At 59.2% G+C, this 23,746-nt stretch carries 10 protein-coding genes and 1 pseudogene; 3 read left to right on the forward strand and 8 right to left on the reverse strand.

What is annotated here, in order from left to right; all coding sequences use genetic code 11:
• Positions 1-631: 631 nt before the first annotated feature.
• The 8 genes and pseudogenes from J2R78_RS43730 to J2R78_RS43765 form a co-directional block, all read right to left on the reverse strand.
• Positions 632-1,812: pseudogene (locus tag J2R78_RS43730) on the reverse strand (IS91 family transposase).
• 227 nt (positions 1,813-2,039) lie between these two features.
• A complete protein-coding gene (locus J2R78_RS43735) occupies positions 2,040-2,147 on the reverse strand; it encodes a GMC oxidoreductase (protein ID WP_253610496.1) in 108 nt (35 codons plus the stop codon).
• A 143-nt stretch (positions 2,148-2,290) separates the two neighbouring features.
• Complete coding sequence (gene lpxB, locus J2R78_RS43740) at positions 2,291-3,463, reverse strand: lipid-A-disaccharide synthase (protein ID WP_253610495.1); 1,173 nt, start codon at positions 3,461-3,463, stop codon at positions 2,291-2,293.
• A gap of 305 nt (positions 3,464-3,768) precedes the next feature.
• Positions 3,769-4,047 (reverse strand): hypothetical protein, encoded by a 279-nt coding sequence (locus tag J2R78_RS43745; RefSeq protein WP_253610494.1) that lies wholly within the window; start codon positions 4,045-4,047, stop codon positions 3,769-3,771.
• 594 nt (positions 4,048-4,641) lie between these two features.
• A complete protein-coding gene (locus J2R78_RS43750) occupies positions 4,642-7,710 on the reverse strand; it encodes an efflux RND transporter permease subunit (RefSeq protein WP_253610493.1) in 3,069 nt (1,022 codons plus the stop codon).
• Entirely contained in the window at positions 7,710-10,859 is a 3,150-nt protein-coding gene (locus tag J2R78_RS43755; protein ID WP_253610492.1) for an efflux RND transporter permease subunit, read from the reverse strand. The genes J2R78_RS43750 and J2R78_RS43755 overlap by 1 nt, the downstream gene beginning before the upstream one ends.
• A gap of 27 nt (positions 10,860-10,886) precedes the next feature.
• The gene (locus J2R78_RS43760) at positions 10,887-12,305 is read right to left on the reverse strand and encodes an efflux RND transporter periplasmic adaptor subunit (RefSeq protein ID WP_253610491.1); all 1,419 of its coding nucleotides are present in this window, start codon (positions 12,303-12,305) and stop codon (positions 10,887-10,889) included.
• On the reverse strand, positions 12,295-13,770 hold the full coding sequence (locus J2R78_RS43765; RefSeq protein ID WP_375167171.1) for an efflux transporter outer membrane subunit: 1,476 nt from the start codon (positions 13,768-13,770) through the stop codon (positions 12,295-12,297). The genes J2R78_RS43760 and J2R78_RS43765 overlap by 11 nt, the downstream gene beginning before the upstream one ends.
• A 1,121-nt stretch (positions 13,771-14,891) precedes the next feature.
• Here J2R78_RS43765 and J2R78_RS43770 point away from each other — a divergent pair.
• Genes J2R78_RS43770 through J2R78_RS43780 form a run of 3 tightly spaced genes read left to right on the forward strand, consistent with a single transcriptional unit; the run spans position 14,892 to position 23,073 of the window.
• A complete protein-coding gene (locus tag J2R78_RS43770; RefSeq protein ID WP_253610489.1) occupies positions 14,892-17,633 on the forward strand; it encodes a type I polyketide synthase in 2,742 nt (913 codons plus the stop codon).
• Positions 17,634-17,654: 21 nt separating this feature from the next.
• Positions 17,655-18,677 (forward strand): acyl carrier protein, encoded by a 1,023-nt coding sequence (locus J2R78_RS43775; protein WP_253610488.1) that lies wholly within the window; start codon positions 17,655-17,657, stop codon positions 18,675-18,677.
• A 10-nt stretch (positions 18,678-18,687) separates the two neighbouring features.
• Positions 18,688-23,073: a MupA/Atu3671 family FMN-dependent luciferase-like monooxygenase gene (locus J2R78_RS43780; protein WP_253610487.1), complete on the forward strand. Its 4,386-nt coding sequence runs from the start codon at positions 18,688-18,690 to the stop codon at positions 23,071-23,073.
• Positions 23,074-23,746: the final 673 nt, after the last annotated feature.

Below are 23,746 nucleotides of genomic sequence, written 5' to 3' on the forward strand. Positions count from 1 at the left end.
CCCCCACGCGCGTCATGAGTGATGTAACGATCCACGGATCGCCTTATAAGAACGCTAATAGTGATTACGACCCTGACGGCAAAGGGGTCTATTTGGAAAAGGGTACTCGGTTCAAAGGTAGCAACCTCACCATCAACGCGGACCTGACGGGGATCCAGTTGCTCGGCGGGAATAACTCCGTCAGCCTCCAATCCTCCCTGCTGCTTCCAGCCGGAGAATTGGCCCAACGATCGGGCTTCACACCATCCGAAACTGCGCGCGATCAAATCGGAATACTGGAGGGTTCAAATAGGTCCCGCGTTAAAGATCTCGCCGCAAGTCGAGCGCGGGACCTATTTGAACCCGGATTGAACGAAGACGCGTCTTGTGGGCACGGAGCTATGGGCGCTCGATCCGAGCGTCGGCTGGCGCGGCGGAGCCGATGTTGGGCCCGCGGGCGAGCGAGGTGGCAGATTGCCGCTGATATTGGCAGCGAAGGCAGTCGCCGACAATAGCGGCAAGCCGCGCGTTGTGCGTGAGAGGCCGATTCCGGCTCGTTCGCCGGGCGTTGTGAGCGTGCTTGATTGCTCCGACGGAGAAGGTCGGCATGGCGCGATGCACCTAACGGGAGCGATTAAGTCGACGTGGTTGGTCATGATGTGTCGCAGCGAGGTGTTTGCGAGCGCGGCACAAGCCCAATCTCGGCCATGCGGCCTCCGCAGACGGGACACAAGTCGAGGCGGTGACCAGTGAGGACGGTATAGCGCTCACGATAGTCGACAGGTTCGGCACGCGGAGGCGGCTCCGGCGCCTCAAGCGCCGCTCGGATGCGCGCGAGTTTGGCCGCGCGGCAGGCGTTCGCCAGGAAGCTAAAATGACGGATGCGGCGGAACCCCTTCGGCAAAACGTGGAGCAGAAGGCGACGAATGAACTCCTCAGTGTCGAGCGTCATCACTTTGGCTTTGTTGCCGGCGCGATAATCCTTCCACCGGAAGCGGACGTGGCCCTGCTCACAGGTAAGGAGCCGGCCGTTGGCGATCGCAACGCGATGGGTGTAGCGCCCGAGATAGGCCAGAACCTGCTCTGGCCCGCCGAAGGGACGCTTGGCGTAGACGACCCATTCGACCTTGCGGAGAGCGTTCAGATAGCGGCCGAATGCGGCTGGCTCGACGAGGTGCGTGAGGTGGCCGAAGAACTGGAGCTTGGTATTATCGAACGCCGCCTGCAGGCGCTCCAGGAATAGCCGACGATACAATCGTGACAGGACGCGGACGGGAAGGAAGAAGCCAGGACGACAAGGAACCCAGCTTCCGTCAGGGGCAATCCCGCCGCCCGGCACGAGGCAACGGGCATGCGGATGATGCGTAAGGGTTTGGCCCCAGGTATGGAGAATGGCAATCATCCCGGTCTCGGCACCGAGATGCTTTGGGTCGGCACTGATGAGACGGATCGTCTCGGCTGCCGTCTTGAGCAAGATGTCGTAGACCACCGCCTTGTTCTGTAGCGCGATGGCGGCCACGGGCGCCGGCACGGTGAAGACGACGTGAAAATAGGGCACCGGCAGCAGGTCGGCCTGGCGATCGGCGAGCCATTGGGCGCGCGCGCGAGCGCTTGGCACTTTGGACAGTGCCGATCGCGACAGCTGTTATAGGCGACGCGAACCAGGCCGCAGTCGTCGCACCGCTCGACATGGCCGCCGAGCGTCGCTGTGCGGCACGCCTCGATGGCCGCCATCACACGGCGCTGGTCGGATGAAAGCCGAGAGCTCTGTGCGGCACGGAATGCGGCGCCGTGGCGGCGGAAGATGTCCGCCACCTCGAGCACGGGGCGCATCTGCGCAGCTCAGTCGGGTGGGATCACCGTGATGGAGAGCCGGTCGAATGGGCTGGTCGACCGAGGCCGTGCAACTGTTCAACTCGGCGTTGGAGCAGTGCCCGAAGTCGTCTATCGAATATGATGCGGCGGCGGCGGAACTAAATCGGATCGCGCATTAGCGAACTGCCTGACGTTTGCTTCGAATCCCTTTTGACCATGTCCGCGGCCCGTTTCCGCGATCATGATCAGCGGCGCGTTCGTGTTGCCGAAACGATAGTTGGCATGATCGAGGCCTCGATCATCTGCAACCCCTGGACTCCGTGGACACTAAATCTGTCATCGACCACGGCCATCGCGTTTGCCCCATCTTAGCCGTACCGACCGGTAATGGATCGTCCCGCCCTTGCCACGCGCAAAGTCTAGTAGCTCGTCGTCGGCCTGTTCCCGCCGGGATCAACCTCTTCCGCGATGGAGCGGGCGAGCGGCGGCGCCTCCTTTAGGGATTGCGCAACAAAAGATCGAGAATGACCTTCGCAGCCGTCTCGCTCGGCGGAGCGGGTACTTGCAGCCGCTGCCAGGTTAATCTGAAGCCTTCCATCATTGCGCGGCGCTGCAGAGTGTCTGCTGAGAGGCGTTCCGCCCAGCGGCAGAGGCTTCCCGCTCGCACAACTTCATTGATGTATTCCGGGACAATGGGATAGTCCGCGATCAGGTTCGGCAGTGCGGCCGACCAAATCTTTATCCTTTTGGACATTAACCTGATCAGCCAATCGCTTTTGTAGGCGGACACCGCCGGAATGTTTGAGAGGGCAAGCTCGAGAATGACGGTTCCAGAGGCTGCTATTGCTGCATCAGCTTCCGCAAAGGCCGTCCATTTGGCTTCCGTGTCTGAGGTGACCTCTACTGGAAACGGAAGCGTTAGTGCCTTCTCACGAACAAGGCTTTCTTGGTGCGGCACAGTAGGCAAAATGAAGCGCGTAGGACCATTGCGTGCGATGAATTCTCGAGCCGCCTCGCCAAAGACAGGCAAGAGTGTTCTTATCTCTGCGGCCCGTGAGCCAGGCAAGAGCAAAATTGTTCTCTCTTCGGGAGCCCCCAGGGGGCGGCAAGCGCGAATGTTCCGGACCTTCAAAAGTGCCGGATCGTGGGTAAGGCGATGGCCTACGTACGTTGTTTCGGGGCCACCGAGCCGGCGCATAGCCTCTTCCTCAAAAGGCAGCAAAGCAAGTACATGATCCACATAGCCACGCATTACAGTGGCGCGATGTTCCTTCCAGGCCCAAACGCTCGGGCAAACGTAGTGTACAATGAGCAGTTCGGGTAATGCTGCGCGAACCTTCTTCGCCACCCGGTGCGTGAAATCGGGGCTGTCGATTAGAATGAGCACATTCGGTTTTGCTGCGACGATCGCCGCCGCCGTCTGCCTTATGCGCCTAGCGAAATTCGGTAAACGCAAAAGAGCCTGCGTGAACCCCATAATGGACAGCTCGGTGAAATCGAAAAGCGAGCAAAGCCCGTGCGCTTGGAGCGCCTCACCTCCCACGCCCACTAGCGCTATTGGAGCATCATGGGCAGCTTTCAGAGCCGCGATCAGATCACCGCCTAGAAGATCACCGGACACTTCTCCAGCGACAACGGCTATCTTTAGACCTCTTTCATGAGCGAACATACACTGCACCACGCTTTCTTCTTTCTACTGCTTAAGCCTGGACCAAAAAGTGGCGCAGTAGTCGACAGGAGTCTCGACGCTTAGCCCCGATCTCAAAGCCGAATTGCGACGAATCGTCGATCTTGACCAGTTCCGACGTTATCCGGTTCCGCGTTTGTTGGCGACCTGCGGTCAGAACTACCGAACTCAGCCTATCCCGCGCTTTTTTGTTCGTTGTGCCGAAAGTCGGTGCTCCTCGGTCAAGCGCAGCCATTGCGCGCGGTTGTGTCGGCTCTCGGCTTGGTCTTGGCCGTGTCGGGCCTTCATCACCCGTAGCAGTCTGGCGTGCTCTTGTCGCAGTCTGCTCGGCTCGCTCCAATGCCCATGTAACTCGCGCCGAGATCTTTCACGGGCTTGTATCCGCGCGCGGTCGCCCGCAGCCGCTTGCAGCAATCCCTCTGCCGCGTGCAGAGCTTGTCCCACAACCTGACCCACCCGATATCGGCCTCCAGGTTCTGCTCGGAGTCGTCAGGTGCGCGAACCAATCGCTTTTGCTCGTTGCGCTTCGACTCAAGTCGATCGAGCCGGGTATCGATCTGTTCCAACTTGATTTGCGCAAGACGCTCTTCTTTGGCGGCGGTCGCTGCTGTTTCCTGGGCGTCAAGGCGACGACGCGTGGACCGGCCCGTCGGGCGAAATCAGCAAGTTCCCGTTCGATGACCTGCGGTGCCGCGGTAGCACGTTGGCCATCGGTCACCGTGCCGACTTCGGCCAGGATCTCTTCGAGGTTCGACGGGCACCTTGGCTGAGTGTATCAAGCACGGAGACTGGCCTTGCTCTACTCATAGCAACCCTAACGCTCCACGGCTATCCTCGTCGGCGGCGCGAGTGCCAGCGCGGGCGAACCCAAGAAGGGTTTGCAGGCGTTCTTCCGCCTCATCGCCAGTCGAGCGCCCATCGGGGCCTTCAGGATTTACCGAATCATATAGCAGGAAGCGCTTACGGAGCTTCCATACATTACCGCCAAACTCGAGGGACGGATCGATGGTGGGTGTTACATCATCGCCACGTGGTCGAAATGAGCGGACGCGATCACTTCGTGATCCATGCCGCTCGACTAGTACGGCCCACAACGCCTTCAGCACCAGTTCCTCCGCCGGTCAGAAATGCCCTTCTTCAGCAGCCTGGGAAACCGTCGATTATCGACGTCGACGCCGCACTCGATCTATTAAGAGGTAAATTACGGGAATCGTATAGAGGGTGAGTGCCTGGGATACGAAAAGACCGCCGATAACCGTGATACCAAGAGGTCGGCGCAGGTCGGTACCGACCCCCGTAGCAACGATGAGAGGAATGCTGGCAAATACAGTCGCCAAGGTCGTCATCAAGATCGGACGGAAGCGAGCTCTGCAGGCCTCTAGAATCGCATCGATCGACGACATCCCGGTCTGACGCTCTGCGTCCAGCGCAAAATCCACGATCATAATGCCGTTCTTCTTTGCGATGCCCATCACAAGAATAATCCCGACAAGCGCGATCACGCTCAACGGTGTATTGGTGAGTTGCAGGGCCAGAAGCGCACCAAGTCCGGCGGATGGCAGGGTTGAGATGATGGTCAGCGGATGAGCGAGGCTCTCGTAAAGGATTCCCAGCACGATGTACATGGCCGCTACAGCGGCCAAGAATAGGAGCGGCAGGCGGCTGCTCGCCTTACTGGAATCACCTGCGATGCCATCAAAGCTCCCGCGGATATCTTGGGGCATATGCAACTCCTCGACCGCACGCTGGATATTGGAGGCCGCGACCGGCAGCGACACACCTGGCAGAAGATTGAATGATACGGTGGTCGAGGGAAACGATTGCGAATGGTAGACCGCCAGCGGCGCCAGCCCTCGCTGCACGCGCGCCACCGCCGACAGCGGCACCTGCACGTCGTTGGTGCCCGCGACGTAGATGCGGTCGAGATTGGCGGGATCGACCTGGAATCTCGGATCGATCTCCAGCACCACCGTGTACTGGTTTCGCTGGGTATAGATGATCGAGATTTGCCGCTGCGAAAACGCGTTATTAAGCGCATTGTCGATGTCCTGCACCTGCACTCCGAGTCTTGAGGCTGCCTGACGATCAATCGAGAGCATCAACTGTAGTCCACCAGTAGCATCCTGATCGCTGGAAATGTCGGTAACGCCATCGACAGTCTCCATGCGTTTGGAGACGATCGGTGTCCATTGCTGCAGGAGATTGAGGTCCGTGCTATGAAGTGTGTATTGGTATTGGGAATCGCTCTGCCGTCCGCTGGTGGGAAGGTCCTGCACTGAAACCATGAACAGGCGGATGTTTGGTACCCTCGAGAGGTTGCGTCGTAAGCGATCAATCACGAGCTGTGTCTGAACATGCTCCCGCTCCTCGGGCGGCTTCAAGGTAATGAACATATTACCTCTGTTGACGCTCTGACCGCCGCCATTGATGATCGAGCCGATGGAGGCAACTGCTGGATCCGACAGCACTATGCCGGCGAGTTGTTGCTGCGATGATGCCATGGCTTGAAACGAAACATCGGAGGACGCCCGCGTTGCGCCGAAAATGAATCCGCTATCGTCGCTGGGAAAAAATGCCTTGGGGACTCTGACGTAGAGCACCGCCGTTGACGCAATGGTCGCCAGGAATACGATCATGATTAGAAGTGGATGCTCAAGCGTACACTTCAGAGTTCGCTGATAGAATTCCACCATGCGCACCAGCGTTTCCTCGATGAGATGGTCGAACCAAGTCACGCGATTGGGTGGGATTTCCTTGACAAAATGCGCGTAAATCATGGGTGTTGTCGTGAGCGAGACGAACAAGGAGATGAGAATGGCAAAGGTCAACGTCAGGGAGAACTCACGCAACAGCCGACCCACGAAACCATCCATGAAGATCAGCGGCGTGAAAACGGCAATGAGCGACAGGCTGATTGACAGCACGGTAAAACCGACCTGTTTAGCTCCTCGTAGCGCCGCATAATACGGTGGCATGCCAGATTCGAGATTGCGAGATATGTTTTCAATCATGACGATGGCATCGTCAACGACGAAGCCGATTGAGATCGTGAGCGCCATGAGAGAGAGGTTATTGATGGAATAACCGGTGGCCCACATGCCAACGCAGGTGCCGGCCAGTGTCAACGGCACGGTAACTCCAGCAGCAATAGTCGACGCCAATCGTCTCAGAAAGACCAGCACGAGCAGCATCATCAAGATCACTGCCGCCACTAATGTATGCTGCATATCTCGCATGCTCGCGCGTATGCTTTTGGTCAAGTCAACCAAGGTCGAGACTTCGATTGCCGTCGGAATCGACTGCTCTAGTTCGGAAATTGCAGCCTTAATGCGTTCGACTGTATCTATGATGTTGGCATCGCTTTGTTTAGCGATTTGGATTATGATGGCCGGTTGTTTATTGAACCAAGCTATAGATCGGACGTTCCGAACGGAATCTTCGATGTAGGCGACGTCAGACAACCGCACGAAATTGCCGTGCGAGCTTTTGACGAGGATGTCGCGGAACTCTTTCGCCGTGCGCATCTGCTTGTTCAGCGACAGCGTCTCGCTCTGGCGCTCGCCGTTGAAGATGCCGACCGGGCCGAGTGGATTGGCATTGACGATCGCGGTGCGCACGTCGTCGGTGGCGATGCCGGCGTTCGACAGGGCTACTGGGTTAAGCGCGATACGCACCGCCGGCTGGTCGCTGCCGGTCAGGGTCACGTTGCCAACGCCCGGCACTTGCGATAGCCGTTGCGTAAGCACGGTGTCAGCAAGGTCGTAGATCGCGCTGGTTGAAATCGTTTTGGATGTCAGCGCCAGCACATAGACCGGCATCGCCGCAGTGTTGGCCTTGCGGAAGCGCGGCAGCGCTGGCAGATCGCTCGGCAGATCGACGAGCGCGGCGTTGATCGCGGCCTGCACATCACGTGCGGCGTGATCAATGTCGCGACCCATCGAAAACTGTAACTGGATGGTGCTCGTGCCGAGTGTGCTGGTTGAGATGATCTGGTCGATGCCCGCGATCTTACCCAGTCGCCGCTCCAGCGGCGCCGCAACGGTCGCTGCCATCACCGACGGATCGGCGCCCGGCCGGCTTGCGGAGACGAAGATGGCGGGGAAATCCACGTTCGGAAGCGCGGCCACGGGCAGGAACTCGTAGGCCACGACGCCCAGCAGGAACAGCCCGATCGAGAGCAGCGTGGTGGCGACGGGCCTGCGGATGAAGAGCTCCGAGATCGATGCCATCACTGCATCCCCTCGGTCGCCCCGGCCGCGGGCGGCCCTTCAGGCTCGGGCGGCGGCACCGCTTGCTCGAGCCGGCGGTTGATGCGGTCGAGCGCGAGATAGATCACCGGCGTCGTGTAGAGCGTCAGCAACTGGCTGAGCAGCAGGCCGCCGATGATCGAGATGCCCAGCGGAAAGCGCAGCTCCGAGCCGGTGCCGCTCTCGACCGCAAGTGGCAAGGCGCCGAACAGCGCAGCCAGCGTCGTCATCATGATCGGGCGGAAGCGCAGCAGGCAGGCCTGCACGATCGCATCGGTGGCCGACATCCCCTGCCCGCGCTCGGCCTCGAGCGCGAAGTCGATCATCATGATCGCGTTCTTCTTGACGATGCCCATCAGGAGGATGATGCCGATCAGGCCGATCACCGAGAGGTCCTGACCGAACAGCATCAGGGCCAGGATCGCGCCGACGCCGGCCGACGGCAGCGTCGAGAGGATGGTGATCGGATGGATGTAGCTCTCATAGAGCACGCCGAGCACGATGTAGATGGTGATGATGGCGGCGAGCAGCAGCCAGGGCTGCCCGGCGAGCGCCTTGGCGAACTCGGCGGCATCACCGGCATAGACGCCGACGATGCTGCCGGGCATGCCGATGCGGGTCTCGATCGCTTTCACCGCCTCGACCGCGTCGCCGAGAGCGGCCCCCGGCGCGAGGTTGAAGCTGAGCGAGACCGCCGGGAATTGCGCCTGGTGCGAGATCGCCAGCGGTGCCGTCGTCCGTGTGAGCGTCGCCACGGCCGACAGCGGCACTTGGGCGTTGGGCGCGCCCACGGTGGCGCTCGCGGCACCCGGTAGATAGAGCTTCGACAGGATCGACGGATCGCGCTGATACATCGGCAGCGCCTCCAGCACCACGCGGTACTGGTTGGCCTGGCCGTAGATGGTGGAAATCTGCCGCTGCGCGAAGGCATCGTTCAGGGTGTCGGTGATGCCTTGCAGGTTGACGCCGAGCTGGCCGGCGCGGGTCCGGTCGACGTCGAGCTGGGCGCGCAAGCCGCCCTCCTGCGCCTCCGAGGACACGTCGCGGAATAGCGGATCCCGCCGCATCTCGGCGACCAGCTTGCGCGACCATTCCGAGACGGATGCCGCGTCGGTGCCGGTGAGCGTGTACTGATATTGCGAACGGCTCGACTGGGTCGAGATCTGCACGTCCTGGACTGGCTGGAAGTACACGGTCATGCCGGGGATCGCGGCAACCCTGTTCTTCAGCCTGTCGACGACCACGCTGACATCGTCGCGCCGCTCGCCACGCGGCTTGAGCGTCATGACGAGGCGCCCGACATTGGTGGTCGGATTGACGGAGCCTGCCCCGATCACCGAGACGACGCCGACCACGTCAGGATCGGCCTTGATGGCATCGGCGGCCTCGGCCTGCCGCTTCTGCATCCCGGCGAAGGAGACGTCGGGGCCGGCCTCCGTCACTGCCGTGATCGAGGCCGTGTCCTGGAGCGGCAGAAAGCCCTTGGGCGCGACGACGTAGAGAGCCAGGGTCGCGATCAGCGTGGCGAAGGTCACGACCAGGGTCGCGCGCTGGCGCTCCAGCACCCACAACAGGCTCCGGTGATAGAAGCCGACGGTCCAGTCGATAAAGCGGCTGACGGCGGCAAGTCCCGGCACCGCCAATTGCTCATGGGCGTGCTTGAGGAGGCGCGAGCACATCATCGGCGTCAGCGTCAGCGAGACCACCGCCGAGGTCACGACCGCGATCGTCAGCGTCAGCGCGAATTCGCGGAACATCCGGCCCACGAGGCCCGACATGAACAGAAGCGGGATGAAGACGGCGATCAGCGACACCGTCAGCGAGATCACGGTGAAGCCGATCTCGCTCGCGCCCCTGAGCGAGGCCTGCATCGCGCTCTCGCCATTCTCCATGTGGCGGACGATATTCTCGATCATCACGATGGCATCGTCGACCACGAAGCCTGTGCCGATGGTCAGCGCCATCAGCGACAGGTTGTCGAGGCTGAAGCCGGCGAAATACATGATGCCGAAGCTCGTGATCAGCGACAGCGGCAGCGCGACGCCGGCGATCAACGTGGCCCGCAGCGAGCGCAGGAAGAGCAGCACCACCAGCGTCACCAGCACCACGCTCAAGATCAGCGTGAACTGCACGTCGTGGACGGAGGCACGGATGGTGACGGTGCGGTCGGAGACCACGGTCAGCTTCACGCCGGCGGGAATTGCGCGCTGGACCTTCGGGATCTCCGCCCGGATCTGGCTGACCACGTCGATCACGTTGGCGCCGGGCTGACGCTGGATGTCGATGATGACGGCCGGCGTCCCCTGGTACCAGCCGCCGGTGCGGTCGTTCTCCAGGCCGTCGATGATCTGTGCGACGTCGCCGATCGTGACCGGCGAGCCGTTGCGGTAGGCCACGATGACTGGCCGGTAGGCATCGGCGGCGGCGATCTGGTCGTTGGCCGCAATCAGGTAGGACTGCTGCGCGCCGTCGAGCGAGCCCTTCGGCCCCGAGACGTTGGCGCCCGCGATCGCGCTACGCAGGTCCTCCATGGCGATACCGTAGGCAGCCAGGCGCGCCAGGTCGGCCTGGATGCGCACAGCGGGCTTCAGGCCCCCCAGCACCGTCACGCGGCCGACACCGGAAATCTGGCTCAGCCGCTGTGCCAGGATCGTATCGGCGATGTCGCTCATCGCGCGCAGCGAAATGGTCTCGGAGCGCAGCGCAAGCGTCATGACCGGCGCATCCGCCGGGTTCACCTTGGCATAGGTCGGCGGGTAAGGCAGCGTCCTCGGCAACACGCCGGCGGCCGCGTTGATCGCGGCCTGGACGTCCTGCGTCGCGCCGTCGATGTCGCGGTTGAGATCGAATTGCAGCGAGATCTGGCTGACGCCGAACGAGCTCGTCGAATTCATCGCCGACAGCGACGGGATCTGGCCAAGCTGCCGCTCCAGCGGCGCGGTAATGAGCGAGGCGATGACGTCGGGGCTCGCGCCGGGCAGTTGCGTCGTCACCTGCACGGTCGGGAAGTCGACCTGTGGCAGCGCGGAGACCGGAAGCGAGAAATAGCCGAGCGCGCCGCCGATCAGCAGCGCGATGCCGAGCAGCGAGGTCGCGATCGGCCGGCGAATGAAGGGTTCGGAGACGCCCATGACGCGATCAGTTGGTCGAAATCGGGATCATGGCTGCTTCGCTCCACTGCCCGATGAATCTGCCCCCTGCGCCGGTCCGGTCTGGCCCTTCTGGTCGCCCTCGCCGCTCTGCCGTTTGCCGCGACGCTCGCCGTCCTTGCCTTGTCTGTCCTTGCCTTGCCCGTCCTTGGCCTGACCGTCTTTCTGACCATCCTTCTGGCCGGGCTGGGGTGCGCGGGTGCGCTTGCGCGGCGCGAGATCGGCCGACGGCGTCTGGTCGTCGCGGCCGACGATCACCTTGGAGCCGTCGGAGAGATTGGCAAAGCCTGTGGTGACGACACGATCGCTCGGTGACAGGCCGCTCGCGATCACGGCGTCGTGCTCGTTCTGCTGCGTCACCGTCACGGGTTTTGCCGAAACGATATCGCCCTCGCCGATCACATAGCTGAAGGTTCCGACCGGGCCGCGCTGCACGGCTGATGTCGGCACCACCAGCGCTTTCGGTAGCGTCTCGACCTTGAGGCGGACATTGACGAATTGGCCCGGCCAGAGCTGGTAGTTGGCGTTGGGGAATTCCGCCTTGAGCTTGAGCGTGCCGGTGGTCGGATCGACCTGGTTGTCAAGCCCGGTCAGCTTGCCGGTGTCGATCACCGTGATGCCGTCATTGCCGAACACGTCGACCTGCAACGCGCTCTTCGCCGCCGCCGCGTTGACCCGCATGATCTGCTGCTGCGGCAGGCTGAACCACACCGCGATCGGCTGCAATTGCGTGATGACGACGAGGCCCGTGGTGTCGGCGGCATGGATGATGTTGCCCTGGTCGACCTGGCGAAGGCCCGCGCGGCCCGAGAGCGGCGCCACGATCTTGGTGTAGCTGAGCGTCGCCGCCGCATTGTCGATCGCAGCCTGGTCGGCCTTGACCAGCGCCTCGGTCTGCGCGACCAGCGCGCGCTGGGTATCGGCCTGTTGCTTGGAGCCGGCGTTGGAGGCGGCGAGCTGCTCGTAGCGCGTGAGGTCGATGCGCTGGTTGGCGAGCTGGGCCTGGTCCTGCGCCTTTTTGGCCACGGCCTGTTCGTATTGCGCCTGGTAGATCGCGGGATCGATCTCCGCGAGCACGTCGCCCTTCTTGACGTCCTGGCCTTCGGTATAGTTCACCGCGATCAGCTTGCCATCGACCTGCGAGCGCACGGTCACGGTGTTGAGCGCGCGGATCGCGCCGACGCCGTCGAGATAGACCGGCACGTCCTGGATGCGCGGGATCGCCGCCAGCACCGGCACCGGCAGATCGGGCCGCGCATTGCGGTCATTCGCCGGCTTCTGGTGCCATGCGATCCAGCCGAGATAGCCGAGCCCGCCGGGGATCGCGAGCGTGATCAGCGTGGCAACAAAGCGGCGGCCGCGCCGGGACCTGCCGCGCTTGCCCGCCTTGTCCTTCGCGCCTTCCTTGGTATCCGGCTTAAAGAGCATTGACCGGTTTCTCCATCCTCGGCTCCCAGCCGCCGCCCAAAGCCTGGTACAGGCTGACGATCGCCAGCAGCCGCGCAAGCTGCGCCTGCCATAGCGCGTCTTCCGCCTGAAACAGCGTTTGCTGGACGTTCAGCACGGCCACGATGTCGGCCGTGCCGGCGCGCAATTGCTGCTCGGCGAGCTCGAAGGCACGACGCGACGAGGCAAGCACATCGCGCTGCAACTGCAGCCTGATCGTGGTCTGCTTGATCGAATACAGCGCATTGTCGACATCCGCGAAGGCTTGAACGATTGTCTTGCGGTAGGCTTGGAGCAACTCGTCCTGGCGTGCCTGGGTATACTGGAAATTGCCGAGGATCCTGCCGCCGTCGAAGATCGGCTGCGTCGCGCTGCCGACGAGCTGGAAGAAGGCCGCATGCGGCTGGAACAGCGACACCAGCGCCGAGCTCTGATAGCCGCCGTTCCCGGTGAGCTGGATGGTCGGAAAGAACTGGGCGCGGGCATTGCCGATATTGGCGGTGGCGGACGCAAGCTGCGCTTCCTGCCGGCGAATATCAGGCCGCTGCGTCAACAGCTCGGACGGCAACCCCGGTGTGACGCGCGGAATCGCGATTTGGTTCAGGGAGCCGCCCGTGACGCGCACGCTCTCCCGCGGCCGCGACACCAGCACGGCCAGTGCGTTGATGTTCTGGTCGAGCGTCTGCCGGAGCGACGGCACCAGCGCCTTCTGGTTCGCCACCACGCTCTCCTGCTGCGCAACGTCGAGGTCCGTGCCCGTGCCCGCCTTGCGCCGCTCCTTGATGGCATCGAGGATCCGCTGGGCGCTGGCGATGTTGCTTTGCGAGGTGCGCAAGCGGTCCTGCGAGGCCAGCACCTGGAAATAGGCGTTGGCGACGCTGGACAGCGTCGTCAGCGCGACGACGTCGCGATCGAACCGATTGGCGGTGGCGGTCTCTTCCGCGGCCTGCAGCGCGTCGCGATTCTGGCCCCAGAAGTCGAGCTGGTAGCTCGCGCTCAGCGACACCGAATAGTTGACGACCTCGCGGCCGCCGATGGACAGGCCCGAGGCGCTCGAACCCGAGGTGCGTGAGTAGGTTTCTGAGCCGCTGCCCGATAGGCTCGGCAGCAGTGCTGCGCCCGCCTGCCGCGCCTGGGCGTCGGCCTCGACTATGCGTGAGACGGCGGCTGCAATATCTAGGTTGACGGTCTCAGCTTCCTCCATCAATTGCGTCAGCTCCGTCGAACGAAAACCGCGCCACCAGTCGAGCGGCGGTGGCGCATCGGGCTTGCCGGCGTATTTGTATTGGCTGGGCACGTCGAGCGCCGGATCGGGCAGATCCTGCGTCAGCACGCAGCCGGCCGAACTCATCGCAATGGAAACGGCCGTCAACAACCTGGCTGCAGGTAGTACCCGGGGAGCGCGGCCGCAACACCGCCTCAGGGCGGCCATGGGGACTTCCTGCATCACCTCCACCCCCTGCGGGGCAACTCTAGAGACCACGACGCGGATGAAGCAGCGGATGCGCGATGAAGTGATTTACAGACCTTCTGCGGCTGACCGACGGGAGCGATTTGCGCGGCAAGAAAGTCTACGTCTCTCCGCTTCGGCGGGCGATTTCGTCCCAGGTGCTGTCTCGGATAAATTGGAAGCCACCTACCAATCCTGGAAGCGAAGATCCAAAAATTGGTAGAAACGACAAAATGCAGGGAAACTACGCGTCGAATAAATCCGACGTTATGATCGAACCTCAAATTTGATCCCATCACTAGCTGACTCGTCCTGAGCATCTCGGTCCGCACAAGCGCTTGAGGACGGCAATTCGAACTAGCAGGCCGGCACATCATCACAATTCACGGGGGCACTGCTGCAGATCTGGTCTACGGCGGTTCAGTCGTTACAGCTTTCAACTTTGGGCGCAAGCAGTTGGGCTAGATCTGGACATCTGGCAGCCTTTAAGTGCGGTCATATGAGATTGCTAGCCCCTCTGATATCGCGCTTTGGCTGCCGAGCGGCGCAAGTCGGTGGTGATCCGCTCGAGTTGATGCTTCTGTATTCACGATGAAGTCTCGAACCTGCACGCGAGATCAAATGCGTCATTTTCGATCGATAACTGGTTCGCAGTGTCGCAGCAATTGTTCCGGTCGTTCCCGCAAAGACATCGGGCGTTGTCTGTAGAAGCACGAGCCGGACGCGCAGCGCGCGCTCATGTAATAGAGGAAGCTCGTCTACAGGCTTGAGCAACTCGAGAGCTTCGCCGCTAATGTCGGAGAGCATTCCGCTGTCATTCCTCAAATTTCTACCGGCTTCATGAGAACGTCTGCGCGCGCGATTTTTGCGACCGTGACCATTCATCGTGCGGACCTTTGATCGCCGCGAGCGATAGCGGACCTGCGGGCGAGCCACTCTCTGCGCATCCATTCGGCCTCCTCTTTAGTCGGCGAGACGCGAACGAAATAGTCTATTGAGAGATCGTGACGACATCATGAAGTAGTGTACCCGCATCTCCCACTGAAATTTACACCACATGCGTACACCTACTTCCGCTGCTATTTGACTCGATGCGCAGCAACATCAATTGACATGCGATGGAATTACCGCCATATCGGATGCACGTCAAGATTGCGTTTTGTGCGACATGGCATGGTGCAACGTTGAGTAGATCAAGGTCACAAGCTTCTTCCGACAAGATCGCTGTGGTTGGTATGGCTTGTCGCTTTCCGGGTGACTGCAATTCCCCAGAGGAGTTCTGGCGCTTTCTTGCTGAAGAGCGAAGTGCGGTGTCGCGCATTCCGGAGACTCGATTCGATCCGGAAAAATATCGGGATCAAGATGCTTCGCGAAGCAGTCTAATCTACACGGATAGAGGGGCGTTTCTGAATGGTATCGAATTTTTCGATGCGTCCTTCTTTAATATATCCCCCCGAGAGGCCCACGGCATAGATCCGCAGCAACGTCTGTTGCTCGAGGTTGCGTGGGAGGCGTTGCAGCGAGCTAATCAAGTCGTTACTAGCGGCGCGAACAGCTGCGGGCTGTTTGTCGGACTGAGTAACGATGACTACTCACATCTAAATTTGAGCAGCGATGCGTTGGACCACATCACGGTTTACAATGCGCTCGGCACTGCACGCAGTATCGCTGCAGGTCGCGTTGCCTACCATCTCGGCTTTCGCGGGCCGGTAATTCAACTCGATACCGCATGTTCGTCGGCATTGTCGGCAATACATTTGGCGTGCCAGAGCCTCGCACTTTTTGAGTGCGACGTGGCATTGGCGGCCGGTGTGAATGCGATTATTTCACCCCATAAGTACGTGGCTCTCTGCAGGCTTAATGCCCTCTCTGCGCGAGGGGTGCAAAGCGCTTTCGACGATGGCGCGGACGGTTACGTTCGCGGTGAAGGATGTGGCGTCATCGTGTTGAAGCGTCTGAAAGACGCGGAGCTGGCGAATGACAATATTATAGCGACGATTGTCTCGTCCGCGATGAACCATGATGGTGCAAGCAATGGGCTCACAGCACCAAACGGGCGCGCTCAAGTTGGCTTACTTAATGCGGCACTGAGCCGAAGTGGCGTGGATCCAGGCGAGGTGGGATACATCGAAGCGCATGGTTCTGGCACGCAGCTTGGAGATCCGATTGAAATACGCGCGCTCGGGGAAGCTTTTAGTCGTCGTTCTCTTCCCTTGATGGTTGGTTCGGTTAAGAACAATATTGGTCATCTTGAGGCGGCAGCTGGCGTCGCCGGCTTTCAGAAGCTCGTAATGTGTTTGGTCAACGGAGCGGTTCCGGCGCATATCAACTGCCCTAATCCAAACAAACTCGTCGACTGGCAGGCGCTTAAGTTGAACCTGCCTCAAACTATGAGTGGCTGGGAGCCGAGGGGTGGTCGGTTGTGTGGTGGGGTGAGCTCCTTTGGCCTGAGCGGCACCAACGTGCACATTCTCGTCGAGCGATACACTCCGCCGATGCGTCAGAGTTCAAGCGCGAAGCATCAGCTTCACATGGAACGACCGCTCCATCTATGGGCATTTTCCGATCGTTCTCTTGATCGACTACAGCGGCGCATCGAGCGCTTCGCGGCGGAATCCAGCACGGAAGATTGTGCTGATATCGGTTACACGTTGAATACGAGACGTGAACACGGCCGGGTAAGAACAATCGTTGCCGCCGCCACGACGGCGGACGGCTTGAAGATGATGGAACAGAAGCGTTTTGAGTTTAGGGATTCTTCGAAAGAAGCGCGAAGGCCGAGGATTGTCTTCTTGTTCACTGGCCAAGGTGCGCAGTATCGGGGAATGGGAAAGGAGCTCTATCAAAGTAGCCCATACTTTAAGGACCTGATCGATGAATGTGCGGAGCTCTTGAAGCCGCACATGTCTCGCCCGGTTCTAAGCGTTTTGTTTGAGGGTGAATCAGATTCCTTAATAAATCAAACAGAATACTCTCAACCTTGCCTATTCGTTCTTGAATACTGTCTCGCGAAGCTTTGGGAACGATGGGGCATTTCGCCAGATGTCGTTCTAGGCCACAGCGTGGGGGAGCTAGTGGCGGCGACTGTTGCGGGGGTCATGTCACTATCAGATGGCCTTAAGCTAGTGGCGGCTCGTGGCAGGCTCATGCAATCAACGAGCGCCGAAGGCGGAATGCTGGTCGTGGAGGGCCCCGTCGATCAGGTGTTGGCTGAGATTCGTCAGATGGACCGGGGTATTGATGTGGCAGCGATCAACAGTCCTGCGCAGATCGTGGTCTCGGGCCGCAAATCTGAACTTGTAGCTTATCAGGCCTCGCTGCAGAGAAAGGGTGTCGGCACGAGCTTCCTTGAAGTCTCGCATGCCTTTCATTCTCGCTTGCTGGATCCGATGATCGATCCATTCCGCGCGGTGGCCGAGGGAATTTCCTTCCGCAAGCCGAAAATTCCGTTGGTGTCGAATGTCACTGGTTCGTTCACGGATGGCATTATGGATGCGCGGTATTGGGCCCGTCATGTCAGAGCATCTGTACGCTTTTCTGATTCAATTCGCCTGCTGCTCTCAGAGGAGGCTAACGCTTTCATCGAGATCGGGCCACAACCAATTCTCACCAATCTCGGGTCGCAGCAAGATGAGGTGCGAAGGAATGAGTGGCTCCTTTCGATGCGTCGAACGCAAAGCCCTTGGAAAACGCTGCTCGGGAGTCTCGCCAACCTCTACCTCGCGGGTGTCAAGGTCGATTGGCTCGGCTTCGACATAGACTATGTCCGCAATCTGGTCGTGCTGCCGACCTATCCCCTGGCCAAGCAAAAATTCTGGACTGAGATCGGCTTGCCTTTCGGTGCCGAACGAAACCTCTAGTACTCGGATTGTGACCACGCCATGTCCAATGAACGCTTTGTAACGATCGCTTCGCTAGTCCGAAAGCATTTGGCAGACATCCTGTTTGTCGAACCGGAACAGCTTGATGACGACACGAACTTTTTTGAGTTTGGCCTAGATTCTCTGATGGGCGTTGAGATGATCAAGCGACTAAAGCATGATCTAGGATCGACGCTTGAACTCACCAGCACCTCAGTCTTCGAGAACCCCAGCATCAAGGCTCTCACGCTTCATCTTGCCAATCAGGTAGGCGCACAAGCTGACGCGAAGCCGAGTTCAGCTGTCAGTTCCAGCGCGCCACTCGAAGATCAACGCCCAGCGCTAGAATCGGAACAATCCGAAGTAGCCAATGACAACGTCGTGTCAATTCTTGCCGTAGTCAGAAGACATCTCGCCGAGATATGCGGACTAACCCCGTCTGATGTCGATGACGACTTCATTACGTTCAACGAACTCGGCATGGACGCTGCGATGCGAGTCGATCTCATTCGACGACTCAACTCTGAAGGGTTGACGGATAGATCTCTGTCGAGTGGCGATACCTACCAGTATGTCTCGGTAGTCGAATTCTGCCGATATATTTCGAGGCATGGTCGGTCATTCGATGATGCAGACGGTGTGCGCGAACTTGACTCCGAACGTTCCACCGAAGTCAACGGTCAAGACTTCGGTCAGATCGTTCCTGTACCCGCTCTCCCGAGTTCGATTACGGTCACCGTCGATCGAACTCTCGGACGCAGTGCAATCGAGATGGAATTGCGGAACGTAGCTGTGGCAGCCGCTCGCCAAGTGATGTCGCTCGCCGACAGCGTTCTGAACGAGTTCAGCTATTTTCCAAGGGTCCTCGAGAGCAGCTGCTCTGACGAAATCACACTTTCTACCCATGTGGTTTGCCGAACCAATGGAGAGTGGCAGGTCAACATAGTGGAAGCGACAGAAGAAGCTCAACAGACTGGCTTGGTGCCACTGCTGGTCGCGGTAGCAACACTGAGAAAGTCGTCGTCGCTCAAAGCTATTGCCTAGGGACAAACCAGTGAAATTTGGATTGATGTTTTTTGGCGGCAATGCAGATACCGCCGTGGACCGATACGAGCTAGTGCACCATTGTGCACGCTATGCCGACGACAATGGGCTCGCCGCGGTATGGCTTCCTGAGCGCCACTTCTCGCGCCTTGGTGGATTGTTTTCCAATCCGTCTGTCGTGCTAGCTTCGCTTGCTGCAATCACCAAGCGTGTTTCTTTGAGGACAGGGTCGATCGTGCTTCCTCTTCACGACCCGGCACACGTGGTCGAGACGTTCTCCGCGATAGACAATCTTTCGAATGGACGAGTTGGCCTTGGGTTCGCATCTGGATGGAATCCGGACGACTTTGCGTTCAAGCGCGATCGGTTTGCTGGACGTGCCGATCTCTTGTTTACATCGCTTGAAACTGTTCGGCAGATCTGGGCGACGGGTGCAGCCGCCGTCATCAATGGCTTAGGCAGTGCCACCAAAGTGAACGTGTACCCACCGCCTGTACAATCGATGCCGCCAATGTGGATTGCGGTCGGTCGCTCGCCCTCAACGTTCCAACGTGCTGGAGCGGCAGGAGTCAATCTGCTTACGCATATGCTTGACGTCGATATCGATCAACTTGGTGAAAGGATAGCGCTTTATCGGGACGCGCGCCGCAGTGCCGGACTGGACCCTAAGGGGGGCACCGTCACTGTTATGTTGCATACGTATATTGCGGAAAGCGAAGCCGCAGCGATTTCCGCTGCGAAAGGCCCGTATTGTGAATTTCTCAAATCTAATATTGATCTTTTCGGGAGGCTTGCTGAAAGCCGCGGGATCGCGCGTGGTGTAAATGCTCGCGAGACTATCCACGCAAGCGTTGACGAATTCGCGGAGATTCTTTTCGATCGGTTTTACGCAAGCCGTTCCCTGATTGGCACTCTAGATAGTTGCCAGGCATTTGTTCGAAGACTGGAGTCCGCTGGCGTTGACGAGATTGCCTGTCTTCTGGACTTTGGTCCTAGCAGTGACCTGGTCAAAGAAGGCCTGCTGCGTATTTCTTTGCTGCAGGGTCGCCTTGACGGGGGTGCAACGTGTGAACCCGGGATCGCGGTCCAAACCCCGTACAATCGGCTTGAAAGCGACTCAACTAATACCGGCGAAGAGCCGCATGCCTTAGTTGAAGCGGTCGATGGACGTCCGCTCGCGAAGGTAAACGACTCTCCATCCATAAGCGGGGGCCCGCGCGCTGGAATCTATTTTGATGTCGAGTGGCTTCCGGTTGCCTCTCCGTTATTGGAGGTTCGGCACGCGCGATGCGATGACGTGGCCATATTGTTCGCGGTCGATCGACCCTTAGCTGACGCGGTGGCTCAAAAGTTACGTGAGGGAGGCGGTACGGTTTACGTCGTTCAATTTGGAACGGAATTCAGGCAGACGAACGACGACTTCGTGATCGATCGCACGCGAGAAGATCATTACAACTGGGTCCTCGGCCTCGTTTTCGATCGACACGAGCGTGAAACGATCCGCGTGCTGAACCTCATACCGTTGGGCGTGGGACCGGCGGTCGGAATAGATGAGGCGGCTTCGCGGCTAGCAATAGATCTTTGCTACGACTGTTCAATATTGATCGCTAAGGTCTGTTCCGTATTTAATAAGCGAAAGGCGCACACGTTACATATCGCTACGGAAAACGCCGTAAATATCCCTGACGTGGATCAATCGATTAATGTCTACAACTCGCTCGCACTCGGTATTGGTCGGGTTCTCGAATACGAAGCTAACTCACCTGAGACGAGAGTAATCGATTTCGGCCAAAATATTGCAATGCCGGGGGTGGCAGCAAAGCTTGCTGCCCTGGTAATGAGGGAAACCACTGCGAACGCTCCGAGACAGGTCGCGCTCCGGGGAGAACAAATATTCGCACCGGTGTTAGTCGAGCAGTCGCGGCGTCTGCGAGAGCAGCCCAAGAGAAATGTCGTTGTAAGACCAGGCGCCAGCTATCTCATTTCCGGCGGACTCGGGGCGCTGGGATTGCTCTTCGCAGCTCGGCTCGTCGAACAGGGTGCCAAGACGTTGATCCTGTGCCATCGCCGCGAGTTACCGCCGAGGCAAGCCTGGCCCGACGAAGTAAAGCGAAAAACCCCTCATGCAGATTGCATCCGCCAGCTGCTGAAGCTTGAGGCGAGCGGAGCGGTCGTGCACGCGGTGCGAGTGGACGTGACAGATTTCGCGGAGGTGTCGACCAAGATCAACGAGTTGTATCGCCAGGGTGTCCCGCGAGTTGCAGGTGTGTTGCATGCGGCGGGAGTTGCTCCTGATTTCGGGCCCTTCGAGGAGATCAGCTTGGAGCGATCCAGGGCTGTGATGGATCCGAAGATCCGCGGGGCCCTGAATCTCCATCGATTGTTTCTTGATACCACGCTTGATTTTTTCACTCTGTTCTCTTCGTGGGCGGGCCTGCTGGGGGCGCTTGGGAAGAATTTGCTTCCGTACTCGGTCGCCAATGGATTTCTCGACGCGCTTTCTCGACACCGTCGCCAGGCTGGACTTGCTTCACTCAGTATCGCGTGGGGTGATTGGACAGGGATAGGAATGAGAGCGGCCGCGGAGGCCCGCGGTGGATCGGGGCTACTGCCGCTTGACTGGGCAATTTCGCCGTCGACCGGGATTAGCGCGTTTGGCGATTTGGTGGGATCGCCGATTGCAGTTGCCTCCGTCACCCCGGTTAACTGGCGCGATTTTGGGGTGCTGTTTCCAGATGCGACAGCAAGAGGACTTCTGAGAAGAGTTGTTGCCGCAGAGCACAAATCTCTCGAAGCGCCGAGAGCAATGGCCCAACTAACCTTGCCTGGGGAAGGGGACGTCGAACGCTGGCTGCTCGGTACGTTGTCTGAGGGACGGCAGGCTATTGGCGATCTGGATTACGATAAGACACTCGCTGGCCTTGGCCTGGATTCTCTCGAAATCTTGGAACTTAGACGGCGGATAATGGGCGCGTTTGGCTGCAGCTTGCCGCTCAAGCTGCTGATGGGCGCGGGTACTTCACTACGCGATATCGTAAAACGAATCGCAACAGAAGGCGATCGGACGATCTCACAAGAGCCGGATCAAGCAGCTCTCAACGCCGCTCCAGCGGAGAGAACTGTCCTGCCATTGTCGTCTTCGCAGGAGCGCATGTGGGTTCTGAACCAGATGGATCCTTCCGGGACGGCCTACAACATGTCGGCGGTGTTCCATGTTAGAGGACAGCTGGATGTATCCGCCTTAACGTCTGCAGCTCGGGCGATTGTGGCCCGACATGAAGCGCTGCGGACGTCCTTCGGGAACGATGACGGTATCCCCTACCAGTGTATTGAACCAGAGATCCCGTTTGAAATCATCCAGATCGAGTGCGCGAGTATGGACAAGGCGGCGATCGAGGATCTGATCGATGCGCAGCTCAGCAAACCGTTTGATCTGGGTCGTGCACCTCTAATGAGAATTCATGTCTATAGGTGTAATCCCGAAGAACGCTATGTCGCTCTTGAGATGCACCACATTATCGCTGACGGATGGTCGAACGGAATATTGCTTGCCGAGTTCGAGGCTCTTTATGCTCATCATGCATTTCGTGAACCGCTGACATTGCCGAATGCAAAGGCTCAGTACCGCGAGTTCGCTACAGCGCAACTTGATAATGGTACCGCCGAAAAAATCGCCGCAGGACTAGAGTATTGGAAGCATGAGCTTGCGGGCGCGGGAGAGTTCTGTGTTCCGACCGATTATCACCTCGGCCACAGTCGCGCGGTTGGCGTGCACCGCATTCCCTTGGCTCTATCGAGTCTAGATTGCGCAGCTCTCTCGCAACTGGCCCGTGATCGCGGGACTACGGGATACACTCTTCTTCTCGCTCTATTCATGCTTATGCTGCACGAGTTTTCTGACAGTAGCGATATTGTTGTGGGGATGCCCGTGGCAAACCGGGATGACTCACGCTTTCGAAATACAATTGGTCTGTTTGCGAACACAATGCCGATCAAAATGCGGATACCTGACGATGTGGACCTGACGGCATTTCTGAGCCAACTTCATGCCAAAGTCGTCAATGGCATGGAGCACTCGCACGCACCATTTGAGAAGATTGTATCCGCTGTGGCGGTTACGCGTAATGCAGACCGGAATCCTCTGTACCAAGTTTTGTTCGCGCCTCAAATCGTCCTCAACGACAATCTTCGACTGCGCGGACTAGACGTCAGTCCGGTGCACTATACTCCAAAGCATAGCGTTGTAGATATCACTGCGTCGGTTACCTTGAGTGAGGAAGGGACGTCCGGCTACATCGAGTTCGACAAGAGATTGTTCGCCCAGGAGACGGCAGCCAGCATGGTCCAGTGCTTCCACGAGCTGGCAGGGCGGGCCGCTCGCGGCTCCTTGTCATGATGCTAGACCTGTAAGGTGCAGGCGATGCCGCGATACAGGCTGCTCGGTGGTTGTGAGACCTTTTGCGCTGATGATGGAGAGATGCGAGCCCTCTGCAGGGAGACCTTCGGGCGGCGATACGACTTGCAGCAAGGGATCGATCTAGACTGGGTTCGCTGCATCGTCCGCATGGGTAACATCAGATCGGTTGGTCTTTCCTTCTATTGGCGCCAACTGGGAGTTCGATCGCTTGCATCGGCGTCGATCCCCGAAGCGCGCGAGATCTTGCGTGCAATATTGTCTTACGCGATGGGGAGGGTCAGGCTCGCCAATGTTGGCTTGTCGAGCATGCCCGGTTTGGCGAGCTTTGCGTTCTATCCAAGCAACAGAGCTTTGTCCGATCAGAAGGCGGATCAGGCAAAAGGTGCGGCTCTTGCGAGCGTGTGTCTCAGAAATCGTCAATGAGCGCGCGCGACATCTGCGTGTTGCTCGAGTCAAAGTTCGTGAGCCGGCAAGTCAGGTGTGGGACGTCGTGCAGAGGAATGAGCTCTCAAGACTAGAAAGTGGGACAGATTTCGGCAGAAGCCGCGAGGATGCTCTTCGGTCTTTCTGTCAATGGCCTCTATGACGCCAAGGTAAGGGACGATTCGCGTGATAACGCCGAGTTATGGGCGGTCGACGATCGACGCTAACG

This window comes from Bradyrhizobium sp. USDA 4538 (genome assembly GCF_024171045.1).
Classification (GTDB): Bacteria; Pseudomonadota; Alphaproteobacteria; order Rhizobiales; family Xanthobacteraceae; genus Bradyrhizobium; species Bradyrhizobium australafricanum.

Bases quoted from the DNA above. Each gene is read 5' to 3' on its own strand.
- lpxB (WP_253610495.1), bottom strand. From the start codon at position 3,463: ATGTTCGCTCATGAAAGAGGTCTAAAGATAGCCGTTGTCGCTGGAGAA.
- J2R78_RS43755 (WP_253610492.1), bottom strand. From the start codon at position 10,859: ATGGGCGTCTCCGAACCCTTCATTCGCCGGCCGATCGCGACCTCGCTG.
- J2R78_RS43760 (WP_253610491.1), bottom strand. From the start codon at position 12,305: ATGCTCTTTAAGCCGGATACCAAGGAAGGCGCGAAGGACAAGGCGGGC.
- J2R78_RS43775 (WP_253610488.1), top strand. From the start codon at position 17,655: ATGTCCAATGAACGCTTTGTAACGATCGCTTCGCTAGTCCGAAAGCAT.
- J2R78_RS43750 (WP_253610493.1), bottom strand. From the start codon at position 7,710: ATGGCATCGATCTCGGAGCTCTTCATCCGCAGGCCCGTCGCCACCACG.
- J2R78_RS43770 (WP_253610489.1), top strand. From the start codon at position 14,892: ATGGAATTACCGCCATATCGGATGCACGTCAAGATTGCGTTTTGTGCG.
- J2R78_RS43765 (WP_375167171.1), bottom strand. From the start codon at position 13,770: ATGCAGGAAGTCCCCATGGCCGCCCTGAGGCGGTGTTGCGGCCGCGCT.
- J2R78_RS43735 (WP_253610496.1), bottom strand. From the start codon at position 2,147: ATGGCCGTGGTCGATGACAGATTTAGTGTCCACGGAGTCCAGGGGTTG.